The sequence below is a fragment of the Pseudomonas sp. NFACC32-1 genome, assembly GCF_900101215.1.
GTDB lineage: Bacteria > Pseudomonadota > Gammaproteobacteria > Pseudomonadales > Pseudomonadaceae > Aquipseudomonas.
On the sequence record NZ_FMUL01000017.1, the window covers coordinates 1 to 16923 of the forward strand.

Below are 16923 nucleotides of genomic sequence, written 5' to 3' on the forward strand. Positions count from 1 at the left end.
CGCGCGCCTGGCCTTCCTGATCCAGGACGCCGATGCCAAGGTCACCCTGACCCAGGCGCAGTGGCTGGAGCGCCTGCCGGCCGGGCACCTGGCCTGGACCCTCGACGCCCTGCCCCAGGCCCCGGCGTTCGAACCCATCAGCGTCGCCGCCAATGACCTGGCCTACGTGCTCTACACCTCCGGTTCCACCGGCCAGCCAAAAGGCGTGATGAACGAACACGGCGCCTTGATGAACCGCCTGTACTGGATGCAGGACGCCTTCCCGATCGGCCCGAACGACCGGGTCCTGCAGAAGACCCCGTACAGCTTCGACGTGTCGGTATGGGAGTTCTTCTGGCCGCTGATCACCGGCGCCACCCTGGTGGTGGCCCGTCCGGACGGCCACCGTGACCCGGCCTACCTCAGCCAGTTGATCCAGCAGGAACAGGTCACCACGTTACACTTCGTGCCGTCCATGCTGCGGGCGTTCGTCGAGGAACCGAGCCTGGTGAATTGCCACAGCCTGCGCCAGGTGTTCGCCAGCGGCGAAGCCTTGCCAGTGGACCTGGTGCGGCGTTTCATGGGCCAGCACCCGGCAGCCCTGGTCAACCTGTATGGCCCCACCGAAGCGGCCATCGACGTCTCGGTCTGGCGTTGCTCGGCGGACGACACAATCGTGCCGATCGGCAAGCCCATCGCCAACCTGCGCCTGTACATCCTCGACGAAGCCATGCAGCCATTGCCCATCGGCAGCATCGGCGAGCTGTACATCGGCGGCGTCGGCGTGGCCCGTGGCTATCTGAAACGCCCGGACCTGACCGAAGAACGCTTCCTCGCCAGCCCGTTCGTGGCCGGCGACCGCCTGTACCGCACCGGCGACCGCTGCCGTTTCCTGGCCGATGGCAACATCGAATACCTGGGACGTCTCGACCATCAGGTCAAGCTGCGGGGCCAGCGCATCGAGCTGGGGGAAATCGATGCGGCCCTGCTGGACCTGCCGGCGATCACCGCTGCCTGCACCCTGGTCATCGACAACCGCCTGGTGGCGTTCTACAGCGGCAGCGCCGTGCAATCGGAACTGGACAACCTGTTGGCGGCCCAGTTGCCGGCGTACATGGTGCCTTCGGTATGGGTCGAAGTACCGGCCTTGCCGTTGAACAGCAACGGCAAGATAGACCGCAAGGCCCTGGCGGCGCTGCCCTTGCCGCAGACCCAGAAAGACTACGCGGCACCGCGCAATGACCTGGAGCGCCTGCTTTGCCAACTGTTCGGCGAACTGCTCGGCGAAACCCTGACCGGTGGACAGCAGGTCGGCACCTCGGACAGCTTCTTCGCCCTGGGCGGTGACTCGATCCTTGGCCTGAAACTGATCTCCCGCCTGCGCGAGCAGGGTTATGCCCTCACCCCGAGGGACCTGTTCCGCTCGCCGACCCCGGCGGCGCTGGCCCAGGTGACCACGGCCCTGCTGAGCCAGGCCGAACAGGGTGATGTGACCGGTACGATGCCGCTGATGCCGCTGCACCAGTGGTTCTTCGATCAACAGCAGCCCGAGGCCGGCCATTGGAACCAGTCGGTGCTGGCCGACAGCGAGCGACGTCTCGACGCGGCCGTGGTACAGGCCACCCTGGACCGACTGGTGGCCCACCATGACGCCCTGCGCCTGCGTTTCGCCCAGGTCGAGGGACAATGGCAAGCGCGCATCGCGCCCGTGGCACCTGCACGACTGACCTGCTGCGAACATCCCGAACAGCTGCTGGACGTGGCCCGCAGCCTCGACCTGCAGGACGGTCCGCTGTTTGCCGCCGCACTGCTGGAAGGCGCACCGCAACGCCTGTACCTGGTGGCCCATCACCTGGTGGTGGACGCGGTCTCCTGGACGCCGTTGCTGGAAGACTTCCAGCACCTGTACCCGGCCCTGGAACGCGGCGAAAACCCGACGTTGCCGGCCAAGACCACGTCCTACCGTCAATGGGCGGAGCGTTTGCAGGCCCATGCCATCAAGGTCAGCGCCGAACAGCGCTACTGGAGCACCCAGCCGGGAGCGAACCCGGCGCCTGTGGCCACCGTGGCCGAACGGCAGACCCTGTCAGCCCGCTGGGATGCCACTCGTACCCATCAATGGCTGACCGAGGCCCACGCGGCCTACCGCACGCAACCGGAAGAACTGTTGATCGCCGCCCTCGCCGCGACCCTGGCCGAGGTGGAAAGCCGCAGCGACATCGTGGTGGACCTGGAGCGCCATGGTCGGGATGCGCCATTCGACGGCCTGGACGTGAGCCGTACCGTCGGCTGGTTCACCACGCTGTACCCATTGCGGGTCAATGCCAGCGGCGCCCCGGGCGACCAGGTGCGTAACGCCAAGGAAGCCTTGCGCGCCGTGCCGGGCCAGGGCCTGGGTTACGGGCTGCTGCGCCAGCGGGGTCAATTGCCGGCCAGCAGCGGCGATGTACTGTTCAACTACCTAGGCCATGAGCAGACGCCCGAGGGCTGGTTGCGCCCCAGCAGCCTGACTCCGCCACCGGACGTGGCTCCCGCCAACCGGGTGACCCATGGCCGGGAAGTGGTGGCCTGGCTGGAGGAAGGCGTATTGCGCGTCGAGTGGCACAGCGTCACGCCAGCCATCGACCGCCAGTTGCCCGCTCGCCTGCTGGAACGTTTGCAGGTGTTGGTCGAGCACTGCCTCGATCCCCAGGCCGGTGCGCTGATGCCATCGGACTTCCCGCTGGCCAAGGCGCTGAACCAGAAATCCCTGGACAAGCTGCTGGGCAAGCTCAAGACCAAACCGAATTCCCAAAGCTAGCGAGCGATGCGGCCGCGGGGTCCTCGACCACCGCGGCCCCCTGACTGACGCTCACTGTGTTTCAAGCCTTTGAAATGGACCAAGCAAGCATGAACAACATCGAAGACATCTACTCCCTTTCGCCGACCCAGCACGGCCTGTTGTTCCACAGCGTCTATGAACCGGATTCGCGGGTTTATTACCAGCAATTGAGCCTGGAAATGAACGGTCCGCTGCAGTTGAACGCGTTTCGCGGCGCCTGGCAGGCGCTGATGCAGCGCCATGCCGTGCTGCGCAGTGCCTTTCTGTGGGAAGAGCTGGACGATGCTTATCAAGTGGTGCAGCAGGACGTGGCGCTGCCCCTGACCGAACTGGACTGGCAGGACCAGGCCGAACCCCAGGCAGCCCTGGAGCGACTGGCGCTGGAGCAACGGGCCCAGCCCCTGGAACTGAACGAATCGCCGCTGATGCGCGTGTGCCTTGTACGCCTGGCCCCCGAGCGCTGGCACCTGATCTGGACCTTCCACCACATTCTCATGGATGGCTGGAGCGTGGGCATCGCGGTTCAGGAGTGGCTGGCGTTCTATTACGAACAGGCTCACGGCCGCCCTGCCAACCTGGCGCCGACCCGGCCTTATCGCGACTACATCGCCTGGCTGGCGGAGCAGGACATGGCCGCCACCGAAGGCTTCTGGCGCGAGCAATTGCACGATGTCAGCGAGCCGACCCCGCTGCCCCATTTCGCCGAACGCCAGGCAGCGCCCTCGGGCGCCCCCTTCGCCGAGCGGGAAAGCCGTCTGGACGCCAGCGAAACCGAGCGGTTGTCGCACTTCGCGCGCCAGAACGACCTGACCATCAACACCCTGATCCAGGGCGCCTGGGCGCTGCTGCTGGGCCAGCATGCGGGGCGTGACGACGTGGTCTATGGCGTCACCGTCGCCGGCCGTCCTGAAAACCTGGCCGCGGTGGACGGCATCGTCGGGCTGTTTATCAATACCCTGCCGCTGCGCGTGCAATGGTCCGAGGGCCCGGCCCTGGTGGACTGGTTGCAACAGCTGCAGCAGGCCAACAGCGACTTGCGCCACCACGCCTACCTGCCCCTGGGCAAGCTCAAGTCAATGTCGCGCATTGCTGCTGAACAGGCGCTGTTCGATTCGATCCTGGTATTCGAAAACTTCCCGGTGACCGATGCCCTCAACCAGGACACCGGTGGCCTGAGCTTCAGCGCGCCGGCCAACGACCAGCAGGTCGAAGGCCTGACCCTCACCCAGGGCCGCAACCACTTCCCGCTTTCGCTGATTGTGATGCCGGACAAGCAGCTGCACTACCTGATCAGTTACGACCGCAGCCGCTTCAGCGATGCCGAGGTGACGATACTGTCGACGCAGTTGCGCAGCATCCTGTTGGCGATGACCGCGCAGCCACAGCGCCGCGTCAGCGAGCTGGAATGGCTGGCTTCGGAGGAAAGCCAGCAGTTGCGGGTCCAGGGACGTGGTGTGCAACTGCCGGTGCCCCTGGCCTGCCTGCACCAGCGCTTCGAACAGCAGGCGGCCGCGAACCCCGAGGCGCTGGCGGTCCGGGACCGTCAGGTGGCGCTGACCTACCGTGAGCTGGATCAGCAGGCCAACCGCCTCGGCCATTATCTGCGCGCCCGGCGTATCGGCCAGGACAGCGTGGTGGCCTTGGCCCTGGAGCGCAGTGTCGATTTCGTGGTCACCTTGCTGGGTGTCCTCAAGGCCGGCGCGGCCTATCTGCCCCTGGACATCAAGCAGCCCGCCGGCCGTCTGGCCGATGTGCTGGTGGACAGCCGCGCCGCGCTACTGATAGGCGCCGCCCCTTCGCCACTGCTCGCAGGCCTGGCCGAACGCACGCCGGCCCTCTGGCTGGAGGAACAGGCTGCGGCCATCGCCAGCCAGCCGGCTACGCCACCCGCCGTGGCCCATAGCCCGACGGACGCCGCCTATGTGATCTACACCTCGGGCTCCACCGGCACACCCAAGGGAGTGGTGGTGGAACACCGGTCCATCGTCGACTACCTGACAGCCGTGCACGCGGTGCTCAACCCTCCGGCGGCGGCCCGTTATGGCCTGCTGTCCAGCATCGCCGCCGACCTGGGTCACACCCAGCTGTTCGGTGCCCTGTGCAACGGCGGCAGCCTGCTGCTGGTGGATGAAGACAGCGGTTTCAGCCCATTGGCGCTGGCTGAACTGTTCGACCGGCACCCGGTGGATGTGCTGAAGATCACCCCGAGCCACCTGGCCGGCCTGTTGCAGGCGCTTCCCGATGCCCGGTTGCTGCCCCGCACCCTGCTGGTGTTTGGCGGCGACGCTCTCAGCCCGGGGTTGTTGGAACAGGTGAACCACCTGGCGCCAGGGCTCAGGGTGTTCAACCACTATGGCCCGAGCGAAGCGACGGTCGGGGCGATTGCCACCGAACTGCCCGCAGGCCTGCGCAGCATTGCTCTCGGCAGGCCGCTGCCCAATCGTCAAGTGCGTGTGGTGGATGCCAACGGTCGTCTGGTGCCGACCGGCGTCTGCGGTGAGTTGCTGATCAACGGCGCCTTGGCCCGGGGCTACCTGCACCGGCCGGACCTCACCGCCGAACGCTTCCTGCTCGATGAAGACCAGCAACGCTGGTATCGCACCGGTGACCGCGTACGCTGGCAGGTGGACGGTCAACTGGCGTTCCTCGGCCGGATCGACAGCCAGGTCAAGATCCGCGGCAACCGGCTGGAGCTGGGCGAAGTCGAAGCGCAGCTCAAGCGCCTGTCGCCGCTGATCGAGCAAGCCCTGGTGCGTGCCGTGGAACTGGACGGCAGCCTGCGCCTGGTGGCCTACCTGGTGGCCAGCCAGTCGCTGTCCGCCACCAAGTTGCGTAACGACCTGGGGGCGCGAGTACCGGACTACATGGTGCCGGCGCACTTCATCACCCTCGATGAATTGCCCCTGACCCGCAACGGCAAGGTCGACGTACAGCGCCTGCCGATCCCCCACAAGTCCAGCGACGACAGCGCCACCCACGTGGCCCCACGCAACGAAGTCGAGGCGCTGCTGGCGCAGATCTGGAAGGATGTCCTCAAGCTCGAACGTGTCGGGGTACACGATAACTTCTTCGCCCTCGGCGGCGATTCGATCATCAACCTGCAGATCATCGCCCGGGCCAACCAGCAAGGCTTGAAGCTCACTCCACGCCAGTTGTTCGAGAACCGCACCATCGCCGACATCGCCCGTGTACTGGGCGCCGACGCCGGCCACGGCGTGGCCGAAAGCAACGCCGATGGTCATGAGCTGCCACTGGCCGCCGGGCAACTGGCCCGCTTGCAACAGGGGCCGCTGGAGGCGACCTGGCGTTGCGTGGCGTTGAGCCAGGCGGTCGACGGCGAGCTGCTGAGCCAGGCCATCGGCGCCTTGCAACATCACCACCAGGCATTGCGCCTGGCACTCAAGGCCCAACCGGATGGGGAATGGCAGCAACGGGTGCTGTCAACGGCCAAGGCCCCGGCCGTCACCACCGGGACACTCGCGGCAAACGACCCGGCACAGTTGCAGGCCCTGGCCCAGGCCGGCGTCGACGCACTGGCGCTGGACGCCGGCCAGACCCTGCATGCCAGCCTGCTGGAGGTGGCGGGCAAGCCATTCCTGCTGCTGGCCGCGCACCCGCTGTGCCTGGACGAAGCCTCCTGGGAGCTGCTGCTCAACGACCTCAACCTGGCGCTGGCCCAACTGCGTTACCAACGGCCAGTGCGCCTGTCCCACGTCGGCGGTGATTTCAGCCAGTGGACCCGCCACCAGCAGACCCATGCCCAGGGTGATGGACTGGACGACGCCTGGGAGCATTGGCTGCAATACGCCGGCATGGAGCCGCTTCAATTGCCTGACGGCCAACAACCGCCCAGCGTGGTCGAACAGACGCTGCCGGCCGCCACCTCGGCGGCCCTCAAGCGCCTGGGCGAGGTGCTGCAACTGGACTGGAACAGCCTGCTGGCCAGCGCCGTGGCCGAGCACTGCCGTGAAGTGTGCGGCGAAGGCCTGCTGGCCCTGAGCGTGCAGGCGGCTCGTCCCCGGGTCGAGCGCCTGCCCGCCAACGCACCGATTGCCGTGGCCGACTTCGACCCGGCGCGCATCCTGGGTCCGTTGACCCTGGCGGTGCCGTACTTCCTCCAGCCCGAAGGCGACAGCCGGCTGCAACGCTTGCAAGCCCTGGTCGGGCAGATGCGGGCGTATCCTCAGCATGGTGTCGACTATGGTGCCCTGCGCTATCTGTCGGACAATACCTACCTGCAAGAACCGCTGCGCGACCTCCCGCCAGCCGCCATCGCCATCCGCTGGCAGGGCGATCTGGACAGCCATCGCGAAGAGCGTGGCATCCTGGCCCGGGTCGAGGCGGCGCCGTCACCGGCGGCCTCGTGCCCCCTGACCCTGGACGCCTGGTGGCAGGACGATTGCCTGCACCTGCGCAGCCAAGGGGCGCTGGCGGCCGACTGGGCGCCAAGGCTTGTGCAACGGTTGATCGAACTCGCCGAACTGACCGACACGCCTGACCTGCGCCCCGCCAGCCAGGCCTTCCCACTGTGCCACAAGCAGGCGGCGACCCTGGCCGCCGAGCCCCTGGACTGGGCGAACATCGAAGACGTCTACCCGCTGTCGTCCATGCAACAGGGCATGCTGCTGCACACCCTGCTGCAACCTCACAGCGGGATCTACCTGATGCAGCAACGCTACAGCTGGGACGGCGTAATGCAGCGTCCGGCGATGGAAGCGGCCTGGCAACTGTTCCTCGAGCGCCATCCGATGATGCGTACCGCGTTCTGGTGGCAGGACGACCATGAGCCGCTGCAGTGCGTGTACCGTCAGACCCATCGGGCATTCGACTGGCAGGACCTGCGTGATCTCGACGAAGAACAGCAGCGCCTGGCCATGGACAAGGCCCTGGAAGAGCAACGCCTGCAAGGCTTCGACATGGCCTGCGCACCACTGACTCACCTGCGGGTGTTCCAGCTGGATGAGCGTCGCTTTGCCGTGGTGCGCAGCTTCCACCACATCCTCACCGATGCCTGGTGCTTCGGCCTGCTGATGGAAGACCTGTTGGCGATCTACCAGGCCATCGTGCGCCAGGAGCCGGTGGCTCGCCCTCGCCTGCGCTCGTTCCGTGGCTACATGAGCTGGCTGGAGCGTCACGACATGGCCGCCGCCCACGCGTTCTGGCAGGCCGAGATGGCCGGCTTCAGCGAACCGACGCCGCTGCACGTGGACAGCCCCGTGGCGCGTCCCGAGCAGGCGCCGGAACAGGTGGGAGACTTCGACCATACCCTGAGCATTGCCCAGACCCAGCGCCTGCAGCAGCTCTGCCAGCAATACCAGCTGACTCCCAACACCTGGATCCAGGGCGCCTGGGCATTGTTGCTGTCGCGCTACAGCGGCAACCGCGACGTGCTGTTCGGGGTGACCGTCGCCGGTCGTCCGACCGACCTGGCCGGGGTGGAAGAAATGGTCGGGCTGTTCATCAACAGCCTGCCGCTGCGCATCGACGTGGACCCGCAGGCACCGGTGGCCGACTGGCTGCAGGCCCTGCTGTCCCACAACGCCCGGTTGCGCGAACATGAAAGCGCATCCCTGGTGGACATCCAGCGTTGCAGCCAGGTGCCGCGCGGCCAGCAATTGTTCGACAGCCTGGTGGTGTTCGAAAACGCCCCGCTGGACATCAGCAGCGTGCAGCTCGACGCCTTCAGCATCGACATCTACGAAGACCGGGTGCACACCAACTTCCCGATGACCGTGGTGCTGTATCCGGGCGATCGCCTGGGCATCCGCCTGTCCTACGACAGCCAGCGCTTCACCACCGCCACCGTGCAGCGCATGCTCGGGCATCTGGTGCAACTGCTGTCGGGCATGCTGGAGGCACCCCAGGCCCCACTGGGCAGCCTGCACATGCTGCCGGAAGCGGAGCGCCAGCAGCTGCAGATCGAATGCAACCGCAGCGCCGTCGAGTTCCCGCTGGAGCGTGGCTATGCGTCGCTGTTCGCCGATCAGGTGCGCAGTCGCCCGCAGCACATCGCCGCCGTCTGCCAGGGGGAGTCGCTGACCTACGCCGAACTGGACCGTCGCGCCAATGCCATCGCCCATGCCCTTCAAGCGGCCGGTGCCGGTCCGGAAACCCTGGTGGCGCTGTTTGCCGAACGTGGCCTGGCCTTGCTGACGATGATGGTCGCCACGCTCAAGGCCGGTGCGGCGTTCCAGTCCCTGGACATCCAACAGCCTGGCACTCGCCTGGCCGAACTGCTGGACCTGGGCGAGGCCCCACTGCTGCTGGTCTGCGAAAATGCCGCATCGACCCTGGACAACGTCCTGCCACAGATGCGCCAGCAACCGACCTGCCTGGTTGCCCAGGCCCTCTGGAACGGCGCCGCCCAAGAACCGGTCGGCTACGCCCACTCCCCTGACCAACTGGCCTACGTGATCTTCACCTCGGGCTCCACCGGCACCCCCAAAGGGGTCATGGTGGAACAGCGCGGCATGCTCAACAACATGTTCGGCAAGGTGCCGAGCCTGGGCCTGGATGAGCATGATCGCATCGCCCAGACGGCTTCGGCGGCCTTCGACATCAGCGTCTGGCAGTTCCTCGCCGCGCCACTGTTCGGTGCCACGGTCCACATTCTTCCCGATGCCCAGGCCCACGACCCGGTGGCTCTGCTCGATGCGGTCCAGGCACACCGGTTGACGCTGCTGGAGACCGTGCCGGCGCTGATTCGCGGCATGCTCCAGGAAAGCCAGGCCCATCACACCCTGGCGAGCCTGCGCTGGCTGCTGCCCACTGGCGAAGCCTTGCCCCCGGCCCTGGCCCGGGACTGGTTCGCACGTTTCCCGGCCGTCGCCTTGATGAACGCCTACGGTCCGGCCGAATGCTCCGATGACGTGGCGTTCCACCCCATCACCGAGGCGCCGGCCCACGACTGCCTGCACATGCCCATCGGCAAGCCGACCGCCAATAACCAGGTGTTCGTCCTCGACTCGGCGCTGCGCATGGTTCCCGTCGGCGTACCCGGTGAATTGTGCATCGGCGGCGTCGGCGTGGGCCGCGGCTACCTGCGCGACCCGCAACGCACCCGTGAAGCTTTCGTTGCGCATCCATTCCAGGCAGGCGCACGCCTGTACCGCAGTGGCGACATCGGCCGCATGCGTGAGGATGGCGTGATCGAATACCTCGGTCGCCGCGACCAGCAGGTCAAGATCCGCGGCCACCGCATCGAGCTGGGTGAAATCGAAAACCGCCTGATGCAGCATCCGGCGGTGGACAGCGCGGCGGTATTGGCCCTGCCCGATGCCCGGGGTTCCTTGCAACTGGTGGCCTGGTACGTGCTCGACGACACCGTGGACCTGGGCGACGAACCCGCGCAGCAGGTCTTGAGCGCTTACCTGGCCAAGCAACTGGCAAGCTACATGGTGCCGGCCCGTTGGCTGGCGCTTGTGCAACTGCCGTTGAATGCCAATGGCAAGGTCGATCGCCGTGCCCTCGCCGCCCTGGGCGTGCCTCAGGACGAAAACGCACAGCAGCAGTGCGTGGCGCCACGCACGCCGACCGAAAAAGTCCTGGCCGCACTGTGGCAGGAGATCCTCGGCCTGGACGAGGTTGGCGTACACGACGACTTCTTCGCCATCGGCGGGCACTCGTTGCTGGCGACCCAGGTGCTGTCGCGCATCCGTCGGCGGTTGAACGTCAACCTGCCACTGCGCACGCTGTTCGAACGTGGGACCCTGGAGCAACTGGCCGCTGCGTTGGACCAGCAGCTCGCCGTACAGGCCGAGCCCGATGGCGAAGCCGAAATGGCCCTGGCACCGCGCAACCAGCCGCTACCGCTGTCCTACAGCCAACAACGGCTGTGGTTCCTGGATCGCTTCGAAGGCCCGAGCGCCGCCTACAACATGACTACCACGGTCAGGCTGCGTGGAGCCCTGGACATCGCCGCGCTGCAAGCGGCGCTGCAGTGTGTGCTGGAGCGCCATGAATCCTTGCGCACCGCTTTCCAGCTCGACGGCGACCAGCCGTGCCAGGTGATCAGCCCGGCACCCGTGCTTGACCTGACGCCCACCGAACTCGCTCACCTGGACGGCGAACAGCAGGCACAAACCCTGCAACGCCTGATCGACGAACAGGCCGGGCGGGCGTTCGATTTGCAACAGGCGCCGATGTTGCGGGCCCACCTGCTGCGCCTGGGCACGGACGATCACGTGCTGCAGTTGGTGCTGCACCACATCGCCACCGATGCATGGTCCATGGGTATCCTGGTGCAGGAACTGATTACCGGCTACCAGGCGTTCAGCCACGGCTCGACACCGGTCTTGCCGACATTGCCGGTGCAGTTCGCCGACTATGCCTACTGGCAGCGCAGCGAAGCCCAGCAACGGCTGCTGGCGCGGGCAATCGACTATTGGCGCCGCCAGCTGGACGGTGCGCCGACGCTGATCCCGCTGCCCCTCGACCGCCCGCGCCCGGCGCGGCCCGACTACCAGGGCGCAGCCCTGGAACAACGCTTCACGCCGGCCCAGGCCCAGGTGCTCAAGGCCTATGCGCAACAGCAGCGGGCGACCCTGTTCATGGTTTTGCTCAATGCGTTCAACAGCCTCTTGCAGCGTGCCACCGGCGCCAATGACTTCATCGTCGGTACCGACCTGGCCAACCGCGAGCACCCGGCCCTGGAAAACCTCATCGGCTTCTTCGTCAACGTGCTGCCGATCCGGGCCCGCCTCAACGAGGGCGAAAGCTTCGATGCGCGCTTGCAACGCTTGCGCGAGGATTGCCTGTCGGCGTTCCAGCACCAGCAGGTGCCGTTCGACAAGCTGGTGGAGGAACTGCAGCCGCCGCGCACGCCTGGGGTCAACCCGCTGGTGCAGGTGCTGTTCGTGATGCAGAACACCCCCAGCGGCAACGCCAGCCTGCCGGACCTGGACGTGGAACACCTGGTGGCTCGCCAGGAGAGCAGCAAGTTCGACATGGCCGTATTCGTCGAGGAAGACGAGGAGCAAGGCCTGAACGTGCGTTGGGTCTATCGCACCAGTGTATTGCAGCAAGCGACGGTCCAGCGCTTCGAACAAGGCTTCGAAAGCCTGCTGGCAGCGCTGGCCTCGGCCCCCGGCCAGGCCCTGGATCACTGGAGCTGGGGCGTCGAGGCCGCCAGGAACAACGCGCCATCGGCCGAGGCCGAAGGGGCGCCGGACGATGCCACCGCGCGCAGCGCACGCAAGCAGTCCAAGTTGAGCAAGCTCAAGCAGACCCGGGCCACGGCCGTGAGCCAAGTGGCCCACGAACAGGTGCGCACCCGTCATCTCGACGCCGACAATCCCTTGCCCCTGGTGATCGAACCGCTGCTCGGCGACCTGGACCCGGTGCATTGGGCGCTGCAGGCCCGGGAGTGGATCAATGCTCAATTGCGTACCCACGGCGGCCTGCTGTTCCGCGGCTTCAACCTGCCGGATGCCGCAGCCTTCGAGCAATTCGCCCAGGCCATCGAGCCTGATCTCTACGGCACCTACGGTGACCTGCCGAAGAACACCTCCGGCAAGAACATCTACCATTCCACGCCGTACCCGGAACAACACATGATTCTCTTCCACAACGAAAGCTCGCACCTGCCCCAATGGCCGCGCAAGCAGTGGTTCTATTGCGAGACTCCCGCTCCGCGTGGCGGCTGTACGCCCATCGTCGATTGCCGCCAGGTCCTGGCGCGGTTGCCCGAAGACGTTGTCGAGCGCTTCAAGGCGCTGGGGTTGCTGTACGTGCGGCATTTCACCGACAAGCTGGATGTGCGCTGGCAGGACTTCTTCAAGACCGAGCAGCGCGAGGAAGTGGAACGCCAATGCCTCGCCTCGGGCATGCGTTGGGAATGGCTCGGTACCGATAACCTGCGCATCGCCCAGCATTGCCCGGCCATCGTGGCTCATCCGCAGACCGGCGAACTGTCGTTCTTCAACCAGGTGCAACTGCACCACACCGCCTGCCTGGAGCCTGAAGTGCGCGCCAACCTGATCAACCTGTTCGGCCCCGGCCACCTGCCCCGCAATGTCTATTACGGCGATGGCAGCGTGATCGAAGACGCTGTCATGCAAGTGATCGGCGAAGCGTACGAAGCCTGCGCCGTACGTTTTACCTGGCAAAAGGGCGACATGGTCATGCTGGACAATATGCTGGTGGCCCATGCCCGGGACCCCTTCGAGGGCGAACGCAAGATCTGCGTCGCCATGGGCCAGATGATGCGTCGTGAAGAGCTGACGGGGCCTGTGCCTGAAGCCCGATCGGCGTCGGATGCGGAGGTGCAGGCATGACGATCTACGAACAGCGTGAAGAAGCCTTCGCCCTCTCGCCGCAGCAACGCAGCCAATGGCTGGCGGGCTTGCCGCCCGTGCGCCTGGAACTGGAGATCACCGGGGCGCTGGCGCTGGAACGCTTGCAGCAGCGTCTGGCCGCGCTCAGCGCCTGCCACGAGGCCCTGCGCCTGCGGGTGCGGCCTGAGCCGGGCCTGCTGCTGCCGTTGCAGGTGATAGAGGCGGCCGTCACGGCCACGGACGTGATCGGCGTCGATGTGCAAGCGCTCGGAGCCGACAGGCATCGGGTCACCTTGCAGCTGCCCGGCCTGAGCGCGGATCGCGGCACCCTGCTGCGCCTGGCTCGGGCCCTGGGCACGGCGGATGCGCCGTTGCCCGACGACGAAGCCATGACCTACACCCAGTACAGCGCCTGGCTCTACGAGCTGCAGTCCGATGAAGACGCTGTGCCGGGCCGGCGCTTCTGGGCCAGCCAGGCCCTCAACGAACCGACCGCCAGCGAGCTGCTGTATCGCCAGGTGCGCACCGATCGACCGGACACCCCGCTGACCACCCGTGAGCAAGCCGGCCCCCTGGTGAATGCGGCCCTGGACAGTTTCTGCCAGCGTCACGGGGCATCCCCCGAGCATGTCCTGATGGCTGCCTGGGGCGCCCTGTTGCAGCGCCTGGGCACGGTGGACAGTCCGCCACTGACCTTGAACTGGGTGCACGACTGCCGTGACGACTACGAGGAACTCGAAGACTGCTGGGGCCTGTTCGCCAAGCCGTTGCCCTTGCGCTGGCAACCGGCCACGGACCGGGGCTTTGCCCAGGCGCTGACGAACTTGCAGGCCCTGTGCGAGCAAGCCACCGAATGGCAGGAGTACTGCGGGGTCAGTACCCCGCTGCCGGCCGAAACGCTGCGCTACGGTTTCCAATGGGGCGGGCAACTGCCGGAGCGACTCCCTGCATTGGGCAGTCCTGCCTCGACCCTCTCAGTACTGGATGCACAGGCGGTCCCGGCGGGCATGGAGCTGCTGCTGGTTGTCGAGACGACCCGCAACGAGACCGTCGGCCACGGCTACCGCCTGAACCTGTGCCACCTGCCGAGCCGCTACAGCGAACAAGCCGCACGCACGCTGCTGGAGCAGTTCCAGTCGCTGCTGCTCGATGCCCTGGCCAATCCGGAAAAACCCCTGGCCGGACTGTCGTTACAAGCGCCGAGCTTCAAGGCGACCCTGGCGGCCCTGCATGGCCAGGTCACGGCCCCCTCGTTTGCCAGCGTGCCGGCGCGTTTCGAGGCGTGCGCCGCGCGCTTCCCCGACCACCTGGCGCTGCGCGACCCCAACGGGCACCAGAGCTACGCTCAATTGCAGGCCCGCAGCAATCAGTTGGCGCATTACCTGCGCGCCCAGGGCGTCGGCCGCGAAGACCGCGTGGCGTTGTACCTGGATCGCTCCTCGCAGATGATCCTGGCCATGCTCGCCGTGCTCAAGAGTGGCGCCGCATTCGTTCCCCTGGACGTGCACCAGCCCGCGCAACGCTCCCTGGCGATCCTGCAGCAGGCCCGGCCCGCTTTCGTGCTCAGCGGCTCGGCAGGCAGCGCGCCCGCGTTGCCCTCGGCCGGCAGCCTCGACCTGAGGGATGAAGCGATCTGGCAGCAGGCATCCACGGCCGTGGTGGACGCCCGGATCCAACCCGAGGATGCCGCCTACGTGCTGTTCACTTCCGGCAGCACCGGCACGCCCAAGGGCGTCATCGTCGAACACGCCCAGTTGGCCAGTTATGTCGACAGCGTGTCCCGGCGCCTGCGACTGGCCCCTGGCGAACGCAGCGCGGTGGTCACTTCCCTGGCGGCGGACCTGGGCTACACCTTGCTGTTCCCGGCATTGCTCAGCGCAGGTGAATTGCACCTGCTGGACAAGGACACTGCCATGGACGCCCAGGCCTGGGCCGCCTGGCAGGCCGAGTACCCCATCGACCACCTGAAAGTCGTGCCCTCGCTGCTCGACGCCTGGTTGATGCACGCCCAAGGCGCCGCGGTACTGCCCCGCAAGCAACTGGTGCTCGGCGGCGAAAGCTGTTCGCGCCGCCTGCTGCAAGGCATTCGCGAGCTCGCACCGGCCCTGGCCATCTTCAACCATTACGGCCCGACCGAAACCACCGTCGGGGTGGCGATGCACAAGACCGAGCCAGCCGTGGACTATCGCTGCCTGCCCCTGGACGACCGTCTCGACGGCATGCGCCTGTACCTGCTCGACGAACAAGGCCAACTGGTGGGCCCCGGCCAGAGCGCGGAACTGTACATCGCCGGTCCGCAACTGGCCCGCGGTTACCTGGATGACCAGCAGAACGCCGATCGTTTTATCGAACCGGCCGCCACTTTCGGCGAACGCCTGTATCGCACCGGTGACATGGCGCGTTATCTCCATGATGGCAGCGTGGAAATCACCGGACGCGCGGACCGCCAGGTCAAGATCCGTGGCTTCCGGGTGGAACTCGATGAGATACAGGCGCAGCTGGTTCGCCTTCCAGGCGTCGCCCAGGCGGCGGTGCAATGCCTGTCCCGAGGTGAGCTCGGCCAGCAACTGTTCGCCTTCCTGACCCTCGTGCCCGGGCATTCGACCACCATCGCGCGCCTCCATGGCCAGGCCCAGGACTGCCTGCCGGACTACATGCTGCCCACCTTGCGGATCGTCGAAGCCTTGCCCCTGATGGGTAACGGCAAGCTGGACCGCAAGACCTTGCAGCAGTGGGCCGACAAGGTCCTGGACACCGTAGGCAGCGCCCTGCCGCGCACTCCTCTGGAAGCGCTGCTCGCCGATATCTGGGCGCAGGTGCTGGGCCTGGAAAGGGTGGGCATCGACGATGACTTCTTTGAACTGGGCGGGCATTCCCTGGCGGCGGTGACGCTTGCCAGCCGTTTGCAGAGCGCGTTGTCGGCCCCGGTGACGGTCAATGCGGTGTTCAACGCCCCCAGCGTCTCGGCATTCGCGGCACTGGTGCAGGCCGAACTCAAGCTCTCGCCCCTGGTCAGGCTATCGCCCCCCAACGCTACCTCGGTGCAGAGCGCCAAGCTGTTCTGCTTCCACCCCTCCACCGGCCATGTGCAGGACTATCGCTGCCTGCTGGCACCGTTATCGGGCTGGCAATTGTGGGGACTGCAGGCGGCCTACCTGAACGACGACAGCACGACGCTGGGGGGAGACATCGAGCAACTGGCGACGATCTACGTCGAACAGCTGCGCCAGCAGCAGCCACACGGCCCGTATCACCTGCTGGGATTCTCCCTGGGCGGCCTGCTGGCGATTACCGCGGCCGCCCGCCTGGAGAGCCAGGGCGAAACCGTGGCATTGCTCGCAATCCTCGACTCGCAATACCAGCATCGAGAAGCGGACGACAGCGTCGAAGCGCTCTGGGAATCGGCGGTTCTCTCCCTGACGGCCGACAGCCAGGCCGTGTTGCGCCAGCTGCCGCCATCGACCCTGACGGCCCTGATGACGCAACTGGCTGCCCTGCCCGCCGTGCAGCGCCTGCCGGAGCTGGCCCAGTGGGCGCGTCAGCAAGGCCTGCAGCTCGATGGCGACAGCTGGGACCATCTGCAGACCCGGCTGCGCTACCAGCAGCATACGCAGCATCTGTTGTCGACTTTCGAGCCACCGCGGTTAAGCTGCCCGGTACACGTATGGTGGGCCAGCGATACCCTGGCCGAGGCTGCCTTCGCCGACCCGCACTGGGAAGGTTTGAGCAGTGGGCCGTTCACTCGACAGGTCATCGCTGCGCAACACCTGACCCTTCTCGAGCAACCCGCCTTGCATGAGCAACTGGCCGCCTGCCTCGAGACCATCACACCTGACGGAGCTGTTTGAA

The 16923-nt window shown here is 66.5% G+C and carries 3 protein-coding genes; all 3 read left to right on the top strand.

Annotated elements, in window-relative coordinates:
- Positions 1 to 2779: non-ribosomal peptide synthetase (locus tag BLP99_RS21940; protein WP_143007971.1), on the top strand; the 2779-nt coding region annotated here is incomplete at its 5' end.
- Between the two features lie 89 nt (positions 2780 to 2868).
- On the top strand, positions 2869 to 13074 hold the full coding sequence (locus tag BLP99_RS21945; protein ID WP_092181724.1) for a non-ribosomal peptide synthetase: 10206 nt from the start codon (positions 2869 to 2871) through the stop codon (positions 13072 to 13074).
- Positions 13071 to 16922, top strand: a complete 3852-nt coding sequence (locus BLP99_RS21950; protein ID WP_092181727.1) for a non-ribosomal peptide synthetase — start codon at positions 13071 to 13073, stop codon at positions 16920 to 16922. Before BLP99_RS21945 ends, BLP99_RS21950 begins: the two co-directional genes overlap by 4 nt.
- Position 16923: the final 1 nt, after the last annotated feature.